At 53.1% G+C, this 19,340-nt stretch carries 16 protein-coding genes; 5 read left to right on the top strand and 11 right to left on the bottom strand.

From position 1 onward, the window contains the following. Window positions 1-172: 172 nt before the first annotated feature. Both K0I31_RS14155 and K0I31_RS14150 read left to right on the top strand, forming a co-directional pair. Entirely contained in the window at window positions 173-1,264 is a 1,092-nt protein-coding gene (locus K0I31_RS14155) for a PfkB family carbohydrate kinase (protein WP_220078802.1), read from the top strand. After that, complete coding sequence (locus tag K0I31_RS14150; protein ID WP_220078801.1) at window positions 1,258-2,172, top strand: pseudouridine-5'-phosphate glycosidase; 915 nt, start codon at window positions 1,258-1,260, stop codon at window positions 2,170-2,172. The genes K0I31_RS14155 and K0I31_RS14150 overlap by 7 nt, the downstream gene beginning before the upstream one ends. A 95-nt stretch (window positions 2,173-2,267) precedes the next feature. Here the strand turns inward: K0I31_RS14150 and K0I31_RS14145 are convergent, their stop codons facing one another. The 3 genes from K0I31_RS14145 to K0I31_RS14135 form a co-directional block, all read right to left on the bottom strand. Further along, window positions 2,268-2,804 carry an NUDIX domain-containing protein gene (locus tag K0I31_RS14145; protein WP_220078800.1) on the bottom strand — a complete coding sequence of 179 codons (537 nt, stop codon included), beginning with the start codon at window positions 2,802-2,804 and terminating at the stop codon, window positions 2,268-2,270. A gap of 45 nt (window positions 2,805-2,849) precedes the next feature. After that, a complete protein-coding gene (locus K0I31_RS14140; RefSeq protein ID WP_258406505.1) occupies window positions 2,850-3,557 on the bottom strand; it encodes a tRNA (adenine(22)-N(1))-methyltransferase in 708 nt (235 codons plus the stop codon). A gap of 81 nt (window positions 3,558-3,638) precedes the next feature. Continuing rightward, complete coding sequence (locus K0I31_RS14135) at window positions 3,639-3,887, bottom strand: hypothetical protein (RefSeq protein WP_041406678.1); 249 nt, start codon at window positions 3,885-3,887, stop codon at window positions 3,639-3,641. Window positions 3,888-4,307: 420 nt separating this feature from the next. On the opposite strand from K0I31_RS14135, the gene K0I31_RS14130 reads away from it, so the two are divergent. Continuing rightward, entirely contained in the window at window positions 4,308-6,149 is a 1,842-nt protein-coding gene (locus tag K0I31_RS14130) for a S8 family serine peptidase (RefSeq protein WP_220078799.1), read from the top strand. 209 nt (window positions 6,150-6,358) lie between these two features. Here the strand turns inward: K0I31_RS14130 and rsmS are convergent, their stop codons facing one another. The 4 genes from rsmS to K0I31_RS14110 all read right to left on the bottom strand — a co-directional run bounded on the left by rsmS (window position 6,359) and on the right by K0I31_RS14110 (window position 11,450). Next, window positions 6,359-6,544: a pleiotropic regulatory protein RsmS gene (rsmS, locus tag K0I31_RS14125; protein WP_220078798.1), complete on the bottom strand. Its 186-nt coding sequence runs from the start codon at window positions 6,542-6,544 to the stop codon at window positions 6,359-6,361. A 148-nt stretch (window positions 6,545-6,692) separates the two neighbouring features. Continuing rightward, complete coding sequence (locus tag K0I31_RS14120; RefSeq protein ID WP_220078797.1) at window positions 6,693-9,104, bottom strand: TonB-dependent receptor plug domain-containing protein; 2,412 nt, start codon at window positions 9,102-9,104, stop codon at window positions 6,693-6,695. Between the two features lie 367 nt (window positions 9,105-9,471). Beyond that, a complete protein-coding gene (locus K0I31_RS14115; protein WP_258406504.1) occupies window positions 9,472-9,876 on the bottom strand; it encodes a hypothetical protein in 405 nt (134 codons plus the stop codon). A gap of 5 nt (window positions 9,877-9,881) precedes the next feature. Further along, window positions 9,882-11,450, bottom strand: a complete 1,569-nt coding sequence (locus K0I31_RS14110) for a S41 family peptidase (protein ID WP_220078796.1) — start codon at window positions 11,448-11,450, stop codon at window positions 9,882-9,884. Between the two features lie 515 nt (window positions 11,451-11,965). Here K0I31_RS14110 and K0I31_RS14105 point away from each other — a divergent pair. Together K0I31_RS14105 and K0I31_RS14100 are read left to right on the top strand one after the other, a co-directional pair. Then, window positions 11,966-12,694 carry a DUF599 domain-containing protein gene (locus tag K0I31_RS14105; RefSeq protein WP_144200757.1) on the top strand — a complete coding sequence of 243 codons (729 nt, stop codon included), beginning with the start codon at window positions 11,966-11,968 and terminating at the stop codon, window positions 12,692-12,694. 440 nt (window positions 12,695-13,134) lie between these two features. Beyond that, on the top strand, window positions 13,135-13,890 hold the full coding sequence (locus K0I31_RS14100; protein WP_220078795.1) for a putative porin: 756 nt from the start codon (window positions 13,135-13,137) through the stop codon (window positions 13,888-13,890). Window positions 13,891-14,220: 330 nt separating this feature from the next. Here the strand turns inward: K0I31_RS14100 and K0I31_RS14095 are convergent, their stop codons facing one another. The 4 genes from K0I31_RS14095 to K0I31_RS14080 all read right to left on the bottom strand — a co-directional run bounded on the left by K0I31_RS14095 (window position 14,221) and on the right by K0I31_RS14080 (window position 18,911). Then, entirely contained in the window at window positions 14,221-15,333 is a 1,113-nt protein-coding gene (locus K0I31_RS14095) for an HD domain-containing phosphohydrolase (RefSeq protein WP_220078794.1), read from the bottom strand. A 184-nt stretch (window positions 15,334-15,517) separates the two neighbouring features. After that, window positions 15,518-16,426: an alpha/beta hydrolase gene (locus K0I31_RS14090; protein ID WP_220078793.1), complete on the bottom strand. Its 909-nt coding sequence runs from the start codon at window positions 16,424-16,426 to the stop codon at window positions 15,518-15,520. 112 nt (window positions 16,427-16,538) lie between these two features. Continuing rightward, window positions 16,539-17,327: an AraC family transcriptional regulator gene (locus K0I31_RS14085; RefSeq protein ID WP_220078792.1), complete on the bottom strand. Its 789-nt coding sequence runs from the start codon at window positions 17,325-17,327 to the stop codon at window positions 16,539-16,541. A gap of 294 nt (window positions 17,328-17,621) precedes the next feature. Beyond that, the gene (locus K0I31_RS14080) at window positions 17,622-18,911 is read right to left on the bottom strand and encodes an O-acetylhomoserine aminocarboxypropyltransferase/cysteine synthase family protein (RefSeq protein ID WP_220078791.1); all 1,290 of its coding nucleotides are present in this window, start codon (window positions 18,909-18,911) and stop codon (window positions 17,622-17,624) included. Window positions 18,912-19,340 lie beyond the last annotated feature (429 nt).

The raw sequence follows: 19,340 nt of genomic DNA, 5'->3' as shown, positions 1-19,340 counted from the left end.
AACCACTTGATTCCGATTTTGTTTACCTTGCGCTCGCTGGCGAAATCGATTAACGTAAAACAAAAGTTTGGAATACAAACATTTGTTTGTGTTTTGGTATTTGCTTGCTATAGCTTTGCATAGCCAGACAGTACCCATGCACACACTACCCATGCTTAGTGAGATCGCCTAAATGACGGAACGTGAATTAGAAATCTTAGCACTACTCAAGCAAGACCCTTTGATCCCTCAGCAGGAGCTGGCCGACCGTTTAGGGATCAGCCGCTCCGCCGTGGCGGGGCATATCATGAATCTCACCAACAAGGGGGTGATTCGTGGTAAGGGCTATATCCTGGCCGAAGCCAAGTATGCCATGGTGATTGGCGGCGCCAACATGGATATTCTCGGTCGTCCGGCGTCTAGCCTGCGGGTGGGGGATTCCAATCCGGGGAGCGTCAGCTGCAGCCCAGGTGGGGTGGGGCGTAACATCGCCGAGAACCTGGCCCGCTTGGGGTCGGATACCCGCCTGATGACCGCAGTTGGCAAAGATGCCTACGGCCAGCAGATCGTCGAGCACTGTCAGCGCGCCGGCATAGACATGAAACCCAGCTTGCAGCTGAGCGATGGCGTGACCTCCACCTATCTCTCTGTGCTCGATGGTGACAGCGACATGCATGTGGCGATCAACGACATGGCGATTCTGGAGCGTCTCGGGGTCGAGCAGCTCAAGAGTCAGCAGGAGATGCTCAAGCGCGCCAGCCTGGCGATTATCGATGCCAACCTGTCCGAGGCCGCCTTGGCCTACCTGCTGAGCAACTTCGCCGACATTCCGCTGTTTGTCGACACCGTCTCCTGCGCCAAGGCAGAGAAGATTAAGCCCTATCTCGGCGCCGTCCACACCCTCAAGCCGAACCTCAAAGAGGCCGAGCAGCTCTCGGGGATCTCGATCGCCAACTATGGTGAGCTGCCAGTGCTGGCGAACTGGTTCCACGAGCAGGGGGTTAAGCGCGTCTTCCTGAGCCTGGGCATCGACGGTGTCTTCTACAGCGATGGTGAGGAGCAGGCCCATATTCCGGCCATTCCGGTGGAGATGGTCAACGCCAACGGCGCCGGCGATGCCTTCCTGGCGGGCCTGGCCCACGGCTTTATTCAAGGCTGGTCGACCCGTCAGTCGACCGAGTTTGCCATGGCGGCGGCGGTAGTCGCCCTGTCGGATCTGGCAACGATTAACCCAAATATGTCTGAAATATCAGTTAACCGAGTTATCAAGGAGTCTCTATGTTAGCGCAGTACCTAGATATCAACCCAGAAGTGAAAGCGGCATTGGAAGCTGGTCGTCCCGTGGTGGCACTGGAATCGACCATCATCTCTCACGGTATGCCTTACCCGCAAAACGTCGAGACGGCTCTCAAGGTGGAGCAGATCATCCGTGATAACGGCGCGGTACCTGCGACCATCGCCATCCTCAAGGGACGCCTCAAGGTGGGCATGACCCACGATGAGATCGAGTATCTGGGTAAGGCGGGTCAGGCGGTGATCAAGACCAGCCGACGCGACATCCCCTTCATCGTGGCTAAGCAGGCCGATGGCGCGACCACGGTTGCGTCGACCATGATTTTGGCGGCGATGGCGGGCATCAAGGTGTTTGCGACCGGCGGTATCGGCGGCGTGCATCGCGGTGCCCAGCAGACTTTCGATATCTCTGCCGACCTGCAGGAGCTGGCTAATACCGACGTGGCCGTGGTCTGCGCCGGTGCCAAGTCGATTCTGGATATCGGCCTGACGCTGGAGTACTTAGAGACTCAAGGTGTGCCAGTCGTCGGTTATGAAACCGAGACGCTACCCGCCTTCTACACTCGTGAGAGCGATTTTGGTGTCGACTATCGTCTGGACACCCCTAAGCAGGTGGCCGATGCCATGACGGCCAAGTGGCAGATGGGCCTCAAGGGCGGCGTGGTTGTGGCTAATCCTATTCCTGCCGACTACGCCCTGGATAAGGCGATGATCGATCAGGTGATTAAAGATGCGGTGGCCGAGATGGATGCCAAGGGGATCTCGGGTAAGGCCTCGACGCCTTTCTTGTTGGCCAAGGTGGCCGAGAAGACCGAAGGCAGTAGCCTGGCCGCCAACATCCAGCTGGTGTTTAACAACGCCAAGTTGGCGGCGCAGATCGCCTGTGAATACAGCCGTTAATACCTATTGCTAGGAATTAAAAAGAGCGCTGCGGCGCTCTTTTTTTGTGGATTTACGGGTCGTTTATCTTGAGATGATTTTAATTCGTGAGCCGTTCAGCTCGTGAGCAGCTCATCGCGGATCAGCCGTAGCAGATAGGTCTCACGCTCGATAGACAATCCCTTCTTGTCGCTATGGGCCATGGTGTGTTCATTGTGGGCGATCGCCTCATGAATCTCTATCCAGACCGGGTGCATGCCGTTTTGTAGCTCATGGCTCTCAAGCCTGGTGTCGCCCAGCTCCTCACCAATTTCGCAGACAAAGCAGTAAGACTCCATCTGCACGAAGTCGAATCCGGGTTTATACCAGGGACGAAACTCCTGGTAGCGGCCGAACTCACTCAAGATCTCGATAGTATGGGCGCCGGTTTCCTCTTCCAGCTCTCTCAGCAGCGCCTGGCGAATATCTTCGCCCTCATCCACGCCGCCACCGGGAATGCTGTAGTCGTGATACCGCGCCGTGTAGAGCATCAATATTTGGCTACCCCTAAGTACTATGGCGCGCGCCGCGCGGCGGATGAAGCCCTGTCCGGTTACCTCCTCTGGCGTGGCGGCGTTAAGGTCGGGATGGATAGTGGATTTCAGCAGGCGCATAAGTGACTCACTTGAAGATGAAAAAGGAATGCCAAAGACAACAGGCTAGGCGCTAAGCAGGTCCAGCTGCGCCTGATAATCTGAGATGGCGCGCTCGAGCAGCGGTTTCTGCTCTTGCTTACTGCCTCTGACCACCTGATGATAGTGTTTCAAAAGGCGCCTTAGGTAGGCCTGCTGCAACTCAAACGGCGCCTGTGACCAGAGGCTGTCGCCAATTGCCGTGATGGGACGCTCGCCCCGGCGCGCCACATGCAAAAGCTCGTAGCAGCGCCTGTTCTCGCTGATGAGTTTCTCATCGACCAGATTGATCCCCATGGCACTTAGCCTGTCTCTGAGCTGATAGGTGTGATGCACGGGGCAGAGGAGAAACTCTATGCTTTGCCCGAAGGCGTCGGCGCTGGCTTGAATCGCGCTGACCAGCTCGCCGGTCAGCTCGCCGCCAACCCCAGCGATGATCACCAGCTGAGGCGTGTTGCTCGGAAAGTCCGCCAGCGGTAGCTTGGCCACATCTATGCAGTGCACCCGCCATTGAGGGCTGGTGACATCTTGATTTAGTGGGAAGAAGCGCTCGAGTTTGCCCTGCAGGGTCTGCATGATGCCAGGCACTATGTCGACAAAATGCAGGGTACCGGCCACCTGCTTCTTTAGCAGGGCGGCGCCGAGCAGGCCGTGATCGCAGCAGCAGTCCCAGATATGGGCGTAGTGGTCATCGACCATGTCCTGCAGGTGAGAGAGGCGTTGACTGAGTTTCAAAGGGGAGACTCGTCACCGGGAATGGCGGTTGTATCGACATTCCCGGTGTTTAATGGGTTGCTTGATCTAGGTCGTTAAAAGTTAAAGCAGATCGATTTCCAGCTCGATATCCGTACAACCCTTCTTACAAAACACGCCGTAATGGCCTGTTTGCGCCTTCTCGGTGGGCACGATCAGCTGCAGTGGTTGTTTACATTTTTGGCAATCGACTCTGTTGCCCTTAAATAGCCGCTTGATCAGATTCTTCTGCTCGTTAAAGGAGGCGGCCGTGCTCTTGTTGATGGCCGAGAAGTCTACTGCTTGGTTTGCTGGCGTGGCGTTGTCTGTCATCGTCAATGTCGTCAATAGTGGCAAATGAGGCCCTAGTATACCAGCCTTGGCGCGTTGCAACAGCGCTTTTACCAGCTGACAAGCCGCGATCTGTATTGCAAAGCGTCTTGTCTGATGAGCGCAAAGCCTCTTGTCTGATGAGCGCAAAGCCTCTTGTCTGATCGCAAAGCGTCTTGTCTGGCGGCGCGATAAGCCTGCCAGCGAATTCCACTCCGAATAAAATGTACGCCCGTGCAACATATGTTTATTTTTTGTTAACACCTTGTTGCTATCAAGTTGGTGTGATAGCTTGTGCCTTGTTGTGTGGTAGTAAATGCCAAATCAGGTCGCAATTGAAGAGAGATATACCGCGGCATTTGCTATTCAGGGAAGTTCTAATAAAAAGACTCTTAACAAAATAAATATAATGGAGAGACCTCTATGAAGTTAACTAAGTTGGCAAGTGCGGTAATGGCATTAAGTGTTGGCCTATCAACTCAGGCATTTGCCGATGATGATCGTTACATCATCCAGGTAGACAATGGCAGTAAGGGTGTCGTTAAGGCACTGGCTAAGCAGTTAGGCGCACAGATCCATGTAGATGGTGAAGGCTTTATCGCTGCAACCTTTGCGGGCAAAGATCTGGCCCAGGTCAAGGGACTGTTAAACAACCCACACGTTAAATTAGTCGAGGCGGACCAGCGTCGTCATCTGATGAGCTTTAGCGATGATGCGGGCAACCCAATGACGCAGCAGGTAACACCTTACGCTGTGTATCAATCACAGGCTAACCAGCTGACTTTCAACGCCGCAGCGGGCATGAAGGTGTGTATCATCGACTCGGGTCTTGACGCGTCTAACCCAGATTTCGAATGGAACAAGATCACTGGTGACAACGATTCGGGTACAGGTAGCTGGAACGTCAACGGCGGCCCACACGGTACTCACGTTGCCGGTACTATCGGTGCAGCCGACAACAACGTCGGTGTGATCGGTATGGCGCCTGGCGTCGACATGCACATCATCAAGGTATTCAACGCTGAAGGATGGGGTTACTCATCTGATCTGGCCCATGCCACTAACCTGTGTAGCGCGGCCGGCGCCAACATCATCAGCATGAGCTTAGGTGGCGGCGGAGCTAACTCTACCGAATCTAACGCTTTCCAAGCCTTCGTCGATGCAGGCGGTCTGGTGGTCGCCGCTGCGGGTAACGATGGTAACAACGTACGTTCATACCCAGCGGGTTACCCATCGGTCATGATGGTGGGCGCGAACGATGCAAACAACAACATCGCCGATTTCTCTCAGTTCCCATCTTGTACTTCGGGTCGTGGTCCTAAGGCGACTTCAGACGAGACTATCTGTGTGGAAGTGACTGCCGGTGGTGTAGACACACTATCAACTTACCCAGCAGGCATGGCGACTGCGTCTAACTTGAGTGCAGATGGCGCTTCATTTGCCAGCAGCGCGATGGAAAACTCAGGCACAGTTTCAGGCAACACCTATTACATGGGCACTGCCGAAGCGACCGATGCTGGCGCTAACGGTAACATCTGTGTGATCGACCGCGGCGTGATCTCTTTCCACGACAAGGTCGCTAACTGTGAAAACTCGGGTGGTGTCGGTGCGATCATCATCAACAACGAGCCTGGCATGCTGTACGGCACTCTAGGTGACACCAACACTACCTCTATCCCAGCAGTAGGCACTGCACAGGAAGATCGTGCGGCGCTGCTAGCGGCGAGCACTGCGACTGTAGATATCGGTACTGCCGACTACGGCTTCATGAGTGGTACTTCTATGGCGACGCCTGCGGTATCTGGTATTGCGGCGCTGGTTTGGTCTAACCACAACCAGTGTACAGGTAGCGAGATCCGTGCTGCGCTGAAAGCGACTGCCATGGACAGCGGTGCACCGGGTAAAGATGAGTACTTCGGTTACGGTATCGTTCAGGCTGCGGCTGCCGATGCTTACCTGACCGCTAACGGCTGTGCCGGTGGCGACAATGGTGGTGGAGACAATGGTGGCGGAAACACTGGTGGTGATTTCACTCTGTCGGCCAACGGCTACAAGAACAAGGGCGTTAAGACAGTGGATCTGACCTTCTCTGGTGCCGCTGGTGCAAACGTAGATGTTTACCGTGATGGCAGCAAGCTTGCGACCACTTCGGCGAGCAGCACCTACACTGACACCATCAACACTAAGGGTGGCGGAACTTACGTTTATAAGGCTTGTGACGAAGGTACTTCTACCTGTACTGCCGAGCAGACAGTGATCTTCTAAACAACTCCCTGAGTAACACTAAAAACGCAGCCTAGGCTGCGTTTTTTTATGGTTAATTCATTAGCAATAGATGGGCGTAATGAAAGAGAGCAATGAGTTGGAGTAATGAATGAGCCGCAAGTGAATGCCTGATACCCTGAATGTAAGGCGCGAACTGTTAGCCTTGCTCAACTTTTGTTATTCAAATTGCTTTGCTCAAACTTCTTTGCTCAATTTCCTTTGCTCAGTTTTCTCTGTAGATCCTGCTTTACTATCTCTAAAGCCGCCAGCGCCACATCTGGCTCAATCTCATGACTCTCTAGAAGATAAATAAGGTCTACGGCGAGTTTTATTTCGTCACTCGCGTCATCAAGAGCCGTCTTAGCCGTGGTCGAGTTATCTGGTGCTTGTGTCATATTCTTCCCTCAAATGCCTGCTGTCGATTCTCACATAGGGCACCAATGTGAACAAGTTGCTTAAGCTGTCCCTAGTATGCATCTATGTGTGGCTAAATAAAAAAACAGGCCATAAATGGCCTGTTTTAGTGTGATAAACCTACGGGGGTTAGTAGGTATATTTGGCTTCTAAGAAGACGTAACCACCATTAAAGCCAAATGGCGTATTGGTTAGTGGATAGACGAAGATACCATTGAAGTTATTGCTGTCCGGACGCTTCTCCGGGTAGACATCAAACAGGTTTTGCGCCCCGGCGGTAAAGCTTAGCGCCTCAGTTGCCGCATATTGCACCGACAAATCCATTACCCATTGGTCGCTATAAGTGACATCGCCAGAGGAATAACCCACAGTGTAATCGCCGAAGTAGCTTAGACGAATGTTGGTCTTGAAGTCGCCAAGCCTATGGGTGAGCCCCAGGTTGCCTGTGTTGTTTGGCGTGGCCGCGGTCATACGGGTTTGTTCGATACGATCGAAGAGTTCTTTACCTACGCCGTCTAACACCTGCGGGAAATGAATGTCTTCAATTTCCGTTTTGTTATAGGCATAGGCCAGGTTGGCTTGCAGATCGCCCCAAGCGCCGATATCGAAATCCTGGCTTATTACTAGATCGACGCCTCGGGTACGGGTATCGACGGCGTTGATGAAGAAGCGTGCCGATTCGGCATTGGTGCCGGCCAAGGCCTCTGCGACCGCAGGTGAATCATCGGGCGTGACTGAGCTCGACAAGATGATACGGTCATCGATAGAGATCTGATAGGCGTCCAAGGTCAGTGCCAGGCCCGCATCATTGCGATAGACCAGACCTAGACTGAAAGATTGTGATAATTCTGGCTCGAGCTCATTGATCCCTAACCCTTTTGTCACGGGTGACAGGGTGTTAAAGGTGCCCGATTCTGTCGGTACCAACTGACCCGTGACAGGATCGGGGTTAAACAGGGTAGAGATGTTGCTGAAGTACAGTTGCTGCACGCTTGGCGCTCTAAAGCCTGTGTTGATGGTTCCGCGCAATGCCAGGTTGTCGGTAAAGTCATAGCGGCCCGCTAGCTTCCAGCTAGTGTTGTCGCCGAAGTCTGAATAATTTTCGTAACGCAGCGCCGCCGCCCAGTAAAAGTCATCGGTTAACTGGTTTTCAAGCTCGACATAAACGCCCGTGTTATCTCGGGTCTCGTCGACTTCAGATTCTGGGGTAAAGCCCGAGAAGCCCTGGCTGCCGGCGGCGCGATTATCAAAACCGCCATTGATGTAGGAAGCACTCTCGCCCGCTTCAATTTGGTAACCATTCTTGCGCCATGACACACCCGCGGCAAAGAGGATCTCTGAGTCGTTTGCAAAGTTGAAATAGCGCGACGCATCGATATTCAAGTTGGTTTCACGGGTCGACAAGGTGCCTGCATCAAACTCGGTCGGGCTGTCGGGGCCCAAAGATGCGTTTAATGAGTTAACAATATTGTAGTTAAATGAGTTTTCGCCGTGGCCTGCGGAGGTATCGATGTTCCATTCACCCAGGGTGAACTCATAACCTAGCACTAACGAGGTGTCGATAATTTCAGGGTTGATCTGGGGTAAGAAACCGTCGGGGTAAACTTCGGTTAAGTTACGCTTATCCAGGGCTCTGCGGTAGAAGGCGCCTGATTTTGTTTCGCGTTTGCTCACGCCACCGAAGGCGTATAGCTCGCCCTTGTCTGAAATGGCCTTGGCGGCGTTGATGAACAGGCCTAGGTTGTCGTATTCGGCGTCGCCAACCTGGTGGCTCTTGCGATTAAAGGTAGCTTCGCGAGGATCCGCTGAGCCATCGGCTAACTGCGGATACTGCTGGCGAGGATCTAGCCCTGCGCGGTTAGTGCTGTCTTTATGGTGTGCTTCGAGTGAGACATTGACGAAGCCATCGTCACCCAGGGCTATGCCATGGTTGGCACCCAGTCGCCACTGTTCGCCGTCACCCGCGTAGGTTTGGCCAGCTTGTGCCGATACGCTACCACCTTGTTCACTGTCTTTTAGCACCACGTTGATGACGCCGGCAATCGCATCGGAGCCATATTGCGCCGACGCGCCGTCACGCAGGATCTCGATGCGCTTGATTGCGGTCATCGGAATGGCGTTCAGGTCGACGTTAGATGAGCCTTTACCAACTGTGCCACTCAGATGGACCAGTGCCGAGCCGTGACGACGCTTGCCGTTGACCAAGACTAAGGTGTGATCCGGTGATAGACCGCGCAGGCTCGCCGGGCGCACCGCATCTGATCCATCGGTTACCGATGAGAATGGAAAGCTGTAGCTGGGTGCGGCAAATTGCAGTGCCTTAGCCGTTTCTGTCATCCCCGTCGATTCGAGCTGCTCGGCGGTAATAATGTCCACCGGTGCCACACTATCTGTGGCGGTGCGTAGTGCGATACGTGAACCTATGATCTCGATTTTCTCGAAGCTGGCTTGTTGATCTAAGGTCGCTTGTTGATCTTCAGCGTGGACGCCAGGAAGGATGAGTGCAGATGACACTGCTAATGCGGAAACAGCTAAGCGCATAAGGCCTCTTAATAATTGGTATGTAAAACAATAATGAGAAGCGCGGGATAATATCACTGTAACAATTGTTACATTTAGAAGGATATGTACTAACTCAGTGCAGACGGTTCTATTGAGTACTCGCGATTGCGTATCGAAGGAGCATTTTATCTCGCCTAACGCACCCAGTGAACTGGATGACGTTTGCAGAATGGGTCTTTGTCGTTGGGGAGGAGGACCGCCCAAATTTAGGCCTGACGATAGGTTCGCGGCCAGCAGATAAGAGTAGATATTGATTGCATTAACCATGAAAAACGACGGCTGCTTTGGGTAAGCAGCCGTCGTGGAGAAGACTCATCTTGATGGCCAGATAGCCAGGCTGATTGGTCTATTCAGGAGAGCAGCGAGTCACTGTCAGCGGCGCACTGCGATGCTCCTCGGCATCTGCGACAAAACACTCATCACCGCTTATCCAAAGCTGGACTATCTGCGGTAGCTCAAAGTTACGGCCCATCAACAGCTGACCGTTAGGATCCTTATGGGGATTGCGCTCAAGCGCCAATCGACTGTTTCGGGTGAACGCATCGGCGGCTAGGGTCACCTTCTGCATCTGTAACAGCTTGGCGATGGCATTTTCCAGCTCAGCCAGACTCTCTGCACTCGGCTCGCTGACTATTGCAGGCACAGGGGCTGGCACAGGATCCGGCAAAGCAGCGTCTTGTGCCTGTAATGAGCAGCCAAGAAGCGTTAACGGCATGACGCCGAGTATGATACGAACTATGCGTTTTATCATAAATCCTACTTAGGCTGAGTCAGAATCCGGTTATTAAACAGCAGGTTTTGATTGCGGGTATCTTGCAGCACATAACCCGCATCGACAAACTGAGGTTTCGCCTGAGTACGTGATGCCTTTGCCACCTGAGCCGGGCAGCTGTTGTTGTCACGGTAGTAGAGGGCCGCAGCCAGCTGGCTCTCCTCCTGGTCTCCCAAGGCATGATTGAAGTCATCTGCTACGTCACAGCCTGGCACTTCGCTTTGTAGCGTCGGGTTGCTGCTGGGGACGAAACCGTCTGAGTAGTCGCCGAAGCCCTTGTCGTTTTCCCCCTTGAACTGAATGGTGAAGTAGGTGGTGGCGCAGTTTGGCGTTGGGTAGAAGCCATAGGGCTTACCACAGGTGGTGCCGCCAATCTGGATCACTTCGACATCGATACCGCGTAGGCTGTTGATCAGCGCCTCACTGGCGGAGCAGGTGTTGTCTGTGGTGAGCACGAATACCCGTGACAGGTTAAGGCTTGGCAGGCTCTGTCCACCACCCAACAGGCTTGGGTTAAAGCCAATGGTTTCATCGATGAAAGGCATAGGCGTTAATGTCTGGCCTGTGACAGGATCTTTGGTGGGGTACTTGTCGTTAAAGGTGCTGCGCTCGAAGATACGATTTTGCGTTGCCTGCTGGCCGGCAATCATGTAGCCCAGCTGGCTCGCCATGGCCAGTAAGCCGCCGCCGTTGTAGCGCAGATCCAGTACCAGATCGTCTACCTTGGCATTGGCCAGCGTGGCGATGGCATCATAGAGGCCGCGCTCTGCCGTGGCGATGTGGGAGTTAAATTGGAAGTAACCCACGTTACCCGATGGGCTGGCGAGCACCTTGGTATTCTGTACTGGGGTAGAGACTACGGTTTGCGCGGTAAGAACCACGTCACGGGTCTGGCTGGCACCAAGATCTAGAATAGTGAAGCGTGTCTGCTGGCCGTCGTCACTGGGGAAGAGGCCGTTATTCAGGGTATTGATCGAGGCCGTGTCGTTGGCATCTTTCACGCTCACGCCATCTATGCTGACGATGACGGCGCCGCGGGCGATATTGGCGCTGGTGGCCGGTGAGCTAGGCTCTGTGTAGGTCACGGTAACCTTTCTGTCTGCGGTGCTGCTGGCCTGCTGGAGATGGAAGCTCATGCCATAGCCGACCGAGGCGCCCGATTGATTGAGCTGTTCCCATTCGCTGGTGGGCATAGAGAAGTGGAACTGATCTTTAGGGTTGCCAGTGGCCGACAGGTTTTCGGTTTTCAGTAGGCTGAAATATTCTAAGACCTGGTAAGGAGCCGGATCTCTGTCGATGATCTCGCTGTACCAAAGGTAGGTGTCGTTACTCCAAGAACGTAACCACAGTTTTTCCTTGAGACCCGCATCGCATTGGTTGGCCAATTGTGCATAGGGAGTAAATTCTCCCTCGACCCATTTCACCGTGCTGCCCGTGCCTATGGAGCCGCCGCTGCCAGAGGTATCGCTACCACTGCCACCGCCGCTACAGCCAGTGAGCAAGAGGCCTGATGCGATCAGGCTTGTAAACAGAGCATTTGAGATTGACTTCATAAATAATCCTTTATTATTAAACTCTTGTGTTTGGTGACGTTGCAATTGTTAACGGGTCTCATGCCGGAAAACATGGGTGTAACAATTTCTTGACCATCTTAGCTAAGAATTGCATACAGGTATAGCCTAAGTCGCGGACGCTCTTGTGTTTTCCTACTCGTTTTCACACCAGTTTGTAGCCGATTGCATCGAGAAGGTGGCCTTAACGGGGCGAGGATTCAGATAAACCGACGATAAGCCAGCAGAAATGGTCGAATATGCAGGCATTGGGATCGGTTCTAATTTACCTGCGTTTCTTCGTTTGCACCCATTTAACTGTACCTTATAGCCAGCCGACAATTGTCACCTGTCATGCTTTTGCTGGCGATGAGCCGCCTGAGGGAGCGATTGCGCATAACCACACCAATTAGACATTAAGATACGAGGAAATTGAGTTGCAATATCAATGGGCTATGATTAAATGAATCTTGGCAGCCTTTGACCACTTTGACCCTTGTTAACAAGTTGAATCCATAATGAATAATTACCTGCTCGACCTTATCGCCGTGACCTGCTTCTTTAGCTGCTGGATAGGTTACGCCCGCTTTGCCCGCAAGAAGGCCAAGAACACTAACTGTATCGCCCGTTGCCTGCATCAGCATCGTATTCATTGGATGTATCAGCTGCTAGGACGCGAGGTGAGGGTGGCGGAGGCAGCCCTGCTGGCTAATCTTGAGCGAAACATCACCTTCTTCGCCAGCACCACTATGCTGGTGCTGGCCGGGGTATTGACCCTGTTTGCCCAGGTCGAGCGTCTGGAGGCGGTGATCGCCTCTATCCCCATGACGGCGCCGCCGGTTCACATGCTGATCCAGTTCAAACTTGGCATATTGACGCTGATCTTCGTGATGGCCTTCTTTCAGTTCACCTGGTCGATGCGCCAGTATGGTTTTCTCAACGTCATGGTGGGGGCGACCCCGGTCGATAAGAGTGGTCAAGATGAGCAGCTAAAGGCCTATGCGCTGCAGATGGCGATAGTGCAGGACAGGGCGGCCCACGCCTATAACTATGGCCTACGCTCCTATTATTTTTCGATGGCTGTGCTGGGCTGGTTCTTCCATCCGCTGCTGTTTATCGTCTCTAGCCTGGTGGTGGTCTATACCCTGTATCGCCGCGAGTTTAAGTCCAGGGCGGTGCAGGCGATCACTCAGGGAATGTTGATCCTCGATGAGCGTGAGCAGGCCAAAGCGACTAAGACTGTCTAGCGCTAAATAGAACTAGAGCAACTGACTACCCAGAGCCCAAGATTGCCCTGAGCAACTAGCTGCCCAGCGCCGCTGTTAGTCGAGCACTAATTTCCGATAAGGTTAAAGCGTCTTAGGATTAGTGGTCTCTAAAAATTAGTGGCTTATGAGAATACGAGAGCAAGCAGCAGGGTGTCTTTGGGTCAGGGGGGCGAAGTGTAATCTTTAGGTATCACTTGTTATCTATTTGTTGCTCATTGTTTTTGTTAATGTTTTATTGCTTGGCTTTTATGAAGTTTTTATTGCACTTTTCCTAAACTATGGCGTATCGTTAGCGCCGCTAGGAGAGCGCCGGATATTTATTCTCATAAATATCAGAATTTTACAATGGATTGTGTAAAACACCTTTCTATTTTTTGTCTTTTATTCTCCTAGCTTCATAAATATAAGGGAATACATTGATGAAAAAATCAGTAACAGCCGTTGCCATTCTTCTTGGTCTTAGCAGCATGAGCGCCATCGCTGCCCAGGACAATGCCTTTCAACACGAAGCCGGTTTGAACTATAAGTCTAACTCTGAAGCGTTCGGCGATGGTACCTGGAACGCGAACTACCGCTACTATGTGACGCCAGTGGATCAGAGCAGCAGCCCATACGCCCTAAATGGCTTCCTGGCGCAAAGCTCTAACCTGGGGGCTTACTACAGCAACATCGACGATGCCGACCTGGACTATTACGGTATCGATGGTACTTATGTATTCGCCTCTAAGTGGTTTGTTGGCGTGAACTATAACAAGCACGACTATGCTAACTTTGACTTCGACACCTATGGCGCAGAAGTGGGTTACTACTTCAATGACTCTTCATCTGTGTCTGTCTTCTATGCCGATGGCGACAAGGGTGTTGAAGAGAGCTATGGTGTGAAGGTTCGCAGCTATATTGCGCTACAATCTACTGCTGGCGTGGATCTACAAGCTAACTGGACTCACAGTGACAATGACGACAAGATTAACCTGGGCGCAGACTGGTATGTGAACAATGCTTGGTCTGTGGGTCTGGGTTATACCGATACAGAGTATGATGATGCATTCGACGTGAGAACCGCTTACTGGCTGCGTATTTCTGATAACTTCTCGGCTAAGTTCGAATTGATCCGCGTGTTGGATTCAGATTTCGATGGTGTCAACATAGGTCTTGGCGTAGTCGGTCGTTTCTAAGATTTCTGTCAGACAAATGTTTGAGACTCAATGTCTTTTACTTGGTGTCTCTTATCTAATGTCTCTGACCTAATGTTTCTGACTAAGTGTCTCTGCTTTAAAATCTTGTTTTCAAGGTGAGAGACATAGTGAGTAACAAAGGCCTGCTAGCGCCCTGGCTTAGCAGGCCTTTTTCTTACTTCTTTTTCTTTTTTTTATTATGTTAGTGATGCCTAGCTCAGTGCTAATCCTTTTCTGCGCTCTGCTCTCAGGTATCAGAACAGTGGCCTTTGGCGCTAATGCTTTGCTACCTATTTTGCTTTTTCGCGCCCAATCTTTTTGCTGCTAGCATTAGAACTCGGTGGAGTCGAAGGTGGCTTGAATTCTGAGCACCTCGGGGAGAGCCTCATGGAGGGCGGCGACACAGTCGGCGTCCAGCTTACTGCCCGCCAGACGTGCAAGCTCGGCAAAGGCATCGCTATTGGTCCAGGCGGCCTTGTAGGGGCGCTCACTGGTGAGGGCATCGAACACGTCTGCAACCGCCACGATTCTTGCCTCGATCGGCACAGCTTCGCCAATCAGTCCCGCTGGGTAGCCGGAGCCATCCATCGCCTCATGATGACAGAGTACGATATTGCGCAGCATCTTGGTGTGGTCCAGGTTACTCAGGCGATAGTTACACAAGAGTTTGTCGATAAGATCCCGGCCCGACTCACAGTGTTTCTGCATCTCGGTGCGCTCATCTGGGGTGAGCGGGCCACGCTTAAACAAGATCTCGTCGGGTACTGTGATCTTGCCAATGTCGTGCAGAGGCGCAAACATGAAGATATGTTCGATGAAGTGATCATTTAAGCCTCTCTCATCCGCCACTCGCTGGGCGATCAGCCGCGAATAATGGGCCATGCGGCTCAGGTGTCCTGCGGTTTCCGGGTCGCGAAAATGGGTGACATCTATGGCGGTCTTCATGGTCGAGGCCAGGGTGATCACCTCGCTCAACTCGTTGATCACCATCAGAGCCAGCAGATTGCCGATAAGATCCAGATGCTCCACGCAGCGCTTGTCGAACACCTGCTCGTCGTCGCCGTTAAAGAAGATAAAGCCCAGCAGGGTATCGCCTGAAAGCAGGGGCAGGGTATAGCTGCTGCGATAGCCCGCCTCATAGATCTTGATGGCGTGCTCGTGTCGGCTGTCTCTGTAGATGCCAAGATCTTGCACTATCCTGGCCTCTCTGGAGCGGGCAACTTCTTGCAGCGAGTGGCACTGGCTGAGATTGGCCTGATAGTGGTTGAGGGGGGAGGGCTTGCCGCTATAGATGAAGGTGCGCACTATGTCGCTGTCCTGGTCGAATAGGGCGACGGCGATACGGGTGATCTGCGGCAGCTTGGCCTGGGTGGTGGCGTGAAGGTGTGACAGCTTGCTCATGATAGAGGGGTGCTGATTAAGGTCCGTCGAGGTGTAGTACATGTGCCGCTCCCTTGGCCTGTCGCCTGCTTGCGCGCAAATCGCTACCCATCATTATAGTCAACACATCGGCAGAGATAGCATTATACCTATGGCTTAGGGGCAAAAGGCGTAAAACCATGACCTTAATCAAGAAATCGGAGTCAACGGTTTTTGACATCTCGGCCACTAAAGCCTGATTCGAATCTTATTTCAGGTATTTGCTAAACCATGCTATCGCCTCCGTTATCGAACGCGCTGAGTTTTTCACATAGGGGTCGAAGTGACCGTCTGGCAGCAGGCAGAGCCGCTTGGGCTCGCGTGCATTGTTATAGGCTGACAAGGCTATGTCTGTCGGTGTGACAGTGTCATTGTCAGCGACTATCATCAAGAGCGGCGTGGGACTCACGCGCGCAATCCAGAGCCCAGGCTCATACTCGCTCGCTTTTTCGCTGGACCTGAGTGTGACCCGATTCTCCCATCCGTCCGCGAGCGCCCAGGCTTTGCTGTAAAACGCCATGGCTTCATCGCTGGCATAGATGCCGGATTCCTTCTCTTGGTGGATCACTCCTATGTAACTGGGCGTGTCGCCCTGGGACCGCCTTGTTCTGTCCTGCTCAAATTCTTCTTGCACTGTGCTGAGCCGTGTACCCGCGCGGCGAAGGAACGTTTGATAGCCGCTGATGGTCGGCACCTGGGCGACGACACATTTCACCCGGCGATCTAAGGCGCCCACCATGATGGCATGTCCACCGCTATAGCTGGTGCCCCACACGCCTATCTGCTCGGCGTTAACCTCGGGATGAAAGCTCAGCCAGCTGATCACCTCCCTCATATCTTCTATCTGTTGATAGGGGATGATCTCGCCTCGGGGTTCACCGCCACTCTTGCCGAAATTTCTGTGGTCATAGAGCAGCACGGCAAAGCCCGCCTTCGCAAATGCCTCGGCGAACTTGTCGATATACAACTCTTTAACGGCGGCGAAGCCGTGGCTCATCACAATTGCCGGGGCTGGTTTATTCAGGGATGCTTCTTCGTGGACAGGCAGATAAAGCCAGGCGTCTAGCTCGACACCGTTGGCTGGCACCTTAACACTGTGGCGGGTAAATTGACTCATAGTCACCTCTATATCACTCATTAACTCGGGACCTCAAATATGGGGAAACGAGAAAATAGTAAGGCGAGAGGGCGAAGGGGTCTGCCTTGGAACGGACAGGTATCTTCGCTAATCAGACAACTTGCGTGCGAAACTCGCTCGGGGTGACTCCCATCATCTTTTTAAATGCCGATGCGAAGGCGCCGGCAGAATCATAGCCCATCTCCATCGCCACCCGTACTATGGGCTCGCCGAGATTTAGCCTGGGGATGGCGGCGAATATTCTGGCCTGTTGACGCCAAATGGCGAAGCTCGTCCCAAGCTGGGTTTGAAATAGCCTGGATAAGGTTCTGGGTGATGCGCCGACTATCTCCCCCCACTGGCTGAGCGTGCAGTCGTTGCCGGGATCTGCGAGCAGGCCTAGGCAGATCTTCTGCAGCCGATTATCTTTTGGCATGGGGAGCTTCAAGGGGATCTCTTGTGCCCAGCTAATCTCACTCATCAGGAGTTGCATCAGGTGCACCTCTCTGCTGCTGGGTGGGCTGCTGCTGGTCACCGGCATCGCACTCTTCATCAGCTCTCGAAGCAGAGGGCTGACCACCAGACTTTGGGGTTGCTTGGAGAAGCTATCGGGCAGGGCATCTGGTTGAAAATAGACGCTACGCAGGCTGACTTGGCCTCGGGCCTTGAATCTGTGGGGCAGCTCGGCGGGCATCCACAGGGCTTGCTGAGGCGAGATTATCCAGAAACTTTCTTGGCAGCTCAGTTCCATCACGCCGGACTCGGCGTAAATCAGTTGGGCGGCGTGGTGCCAATGGGGCGCCAGTAGTTGGCCATCTGGATACTCCCGAGCAACCGGCTTAAATAGCTGAGATGGCGAGCTAAAGACGGGAATATGTGCGATCTCTTGCCTGTTCATCATCAAGCGTTTGACCTCTTTGTCTTCATGCCTGCCTTCTCCTTTTTAGCATCTAGACCGCTTAGCATCATAGCCTAATCCAAGGTTTGTTGTTACCCCAATATTTTCAACGCCTTGCTTTATTTTCGTGCGCCAAGTCTTACTAACTAGGCCGTGTAAACTGCCAGGGGAGGGGGACTCAAGGTGAGAGATAAAAAACGGCCCCAATGGCCGCTCCTCGTAGGGCGGTGCTTGGGGCCGATATCTGAGTTGGCTTGTTAAGTCAGTTATCTAAGCGCTTAGCAGTAGACGTTTAAATTAGATCGCCTTATCCAGCGCCTGAGAGACATCCGCGATAATATCCTCGATATGCTCTATGCCGACCGAGATGCGAATAAGATCTTCTGAAACACCCGCCTTGGCCAGCTCTTCGCCGTTAAGCTGTCTGTGGGTGGTGGTTGCCGGGTGGCAGGCCAGGGACTTCGCGTCACCTATGTTGACCAGGCGCAGGATCATCTGTAGGGCATCGATAAAACGTCCGCCGGCCGCCTTGGCCGCCTCGCTATCTTCGGCCTTGATGCCGAAGCTGATGATGCCCGAGGCCTTGCCCGAGGTGATCTTCTCGCAGTTGTCGCGATAGGGGCTGTTGTCCAGTGCGCCATAGTTGACCCAGCTGACCCTGGGGTCTTGCTGGAGGAAGTTGGCCAGGGCCAGGGCGTTGTCGCAGTGACGCTCCATTCTTAGGGCCAGCGTCTCTAAGCCTTGCAGTAGCAGGAAGGCGCTCTGGGGCGAGAGGGCGGCGCCGGTGTTACGTAGCGGTACCACGCGGCAGCGACCAATGAAGGCCGCCGGACCGAAGGCCTGGGTATAGACCACACCATGATAGGAGGGGTCTGGCTCGTTGAGCAGGGCGAAACGTTTAGGCTGGGCCGCCCAGTCGAATTTGCCCGAGTCGATGATCACCCCGCCTATAGTGGTGCCATGGCCGCCAATATATTTGGTAAGTGAATGGATGACGATGTCGGCGCCATGCTCGAAGGGGCGGCAGAGCACCGGAGTGGCGACCGTATTGTCGACGATCAACGGCACACCGTGTCTGTGGGCTATCTCGGCCAAGTGGGCGATGTCGACGATATTGCCCGCCGGGTTGCCGATAGACTCGCAAAACAGCGCCTTGGTCTTGTCATCGATATGGGCCTCCAGGCCATCAAAGTCGTCGAAGGCCGCCATACGCACCTCAACTCCCTGGCGTGGCAGGGTATGGGCAAACAGGTTATAGGTGCCGCCATAGAGCTGACTGGTGCTGACTATGTTATCGCCCACCTGTGTCAGCGCCTGAATCGCATAGGTGATGGCGGCCATGCCGGAGGCCAGTGCCAGGGCGCCGATACCGCCTTCGATGGCGGCCAGGCGTTGTTCGAGCACATCTGTGGTGGGGTTCATGATGCGGGTATAGATGTTGCCCGCCACCTTAAGATCAAACAAGTCGGCACCATGCTGGGTGTCGTCGAAGGTATAAGAGGTGGTCTGATAAATGGGCACGGCCGCCGCCTTGGTGGTCGCTTCCGAGGTATATCCATGATGCAGGGCTAGAGATTCGAGTTTCATCTAATTCATCCTATCGCTTAACTGAAAACCTGTGATCGAAAAATGACCATAGCATTTAGACTTCTAGATGTCTAAATGTTTTTAATTTGCTGATGATTTGCTCGATGAGATGAGTTCTATGGTCGAATTGGCTCGAGAGGGCATTGCCTATCCGCCTTTTTTCTCTGGATCCTATTGCATCAAAACAGGCAAAAATAAGCCCGGATGACATCACTCGAGTCGAGCAATTTTTGTCCCAAATTGAATGTTTTAGCCCCAGCTAAATAAGCGGCATCCCCTTTACCTGTTTTATTGTTATAAAACTACATTGTTAACAGTTCTTAGGATTCGCTAGCGATCAGGATCACAAATCTGGCGGAAAAACTGTAGCTAAGTTACAAGCCGGTGTCGGAATGTGACCTCAATAGCGGAATCCCGGTTAACAAACTT

Origin of the sequence: Shewanella spartinae, assembly GCF_019457555.1 — a bacterium.
GTDB classification, from domain to species: domain Bacteria; phylum Pseudomonadota; class Gammaproteobacteria; order Enterobacterales; family Shewanellaceae; genus Shewanella; species Shewanella loihica.
Note: the sequence above shows the minus strand (reverse complement) of the source record. Positions and strands in the feature narration are given on the sequence as shown.

What these genes read in the sequence shown, in the direction of transcription:
- K0I31_RS14105 (WP_144200757.1), top strand. Translation starts at nt 11,966, where the DNA reads ATGAATAATTACCTGCTCGACCTTATCGCCGTGACCTGCTTCTTTAGC.
- K0I31_RS14120 (WP_220078797.1), bottom strand. Translation starts at nt 9,104, where the DNA reads ATGCGCTTAGCTGTTTCCGCATTAGCAGTGTCATCTGCACTCATCCTT.
- K0I31_RS14150 (WP_220078801.1), top strand. Translation starts at nt 1,258, where the DNA reads ATGTTAGCGCAGTACCTAGATATCAACCCAGAAGTGAAAGCGGCATTG.
- K0I31_RS14115 (WP_258406504.1), bottom strand. Translation starts at nt 9,876, where the DNA reads ATGATAAAACGCATAGTTCGTATCATACTCGGCGTCATGCCGTTAACG.
- K0I31_RS14145 (WP_220078800.1), bottom strand. Translation starts at nt 2,804, where the DNA reads ATGCGCCTGCTGAAATCCACTATCCATCCCGACCTTAACGCCGCCACG.
- rsmS (WP_220078798.1), bottom strand. Translation starts at nt 6,544, where the DNA reads ATGACACAAGCACCAGATAACTCGACCACGGCTAAGACGGCTCTTGAT.
- K0I31_RS14095 (WP_220078794.1), bottom strand. Translation starts at nt 15,333, where the DNA reads ATGTACTACACCTCGACGGACCTTAATCAGCACCCCTCTATCATGAGC.
- K0I31_RS14135 (WP_041406678.1), bottom strand. Translation starts at nt 3,887, where the DNA reads ATGACAGACAACGCCACGCCAGCAAACCAAGCAGTAGACTTCTCGGCC.
- K0I31_RS14080 (WP_220078791.1), bottom strand. Translation starts at nt 18,911, where the DNA reads ATGAAACTCGAATCTCTAGCCCTGCATCATGGATATACCTCGGAAGCG.
- K0I31_RS14155 (WP_220078802.1), top strand. Translation starts at nt 173, where the DNA reads ATGACGGAACGTGAATTAGAAATCTTAGCACTACTCAAGCAAGACCCT.
- K0I31_RS14085 (WP_220078792.1), bottom strand. Translation starts at nt 17,327, where the DNA reads ATGATGAACAGGCAAGAGATCGCACATATTCCCGTCTTTAGCTCGCCA.
- K0I31_RS14100 (WP_220078795.1), top strand. Translation starts at nt 13,135, where the DNA reads ATGAAAAAATCAGTAACAGCCGTTGCCATTCTTCTTGGTCTTAGCAGC.
- K0I31_RS14130 (WP_220078799.1), top strand. Translation starts at nt 4,308, where the DNA reads ATGAAGTTAACTAAGTTGGCAAGTGCGGTAATGGCATTAAGTGTTGGC.
- K0I31_RS14090 (WP_220078793.1), bottom strand. Translation starts at nt 16,426, where the DNA reads ATGAGTCAATTTACCCGCCACAGTGTTAAGGTGCCAGCCAACGGTGTC.
- K0I31_RS14110 (WP_220078796.1), bottom strand. Translation starts at nt 11,450, where the DNA reads ATGAAGTCAATCTCAAATGCTCTGTTTACAAGCCTGATCGCATCAGGC.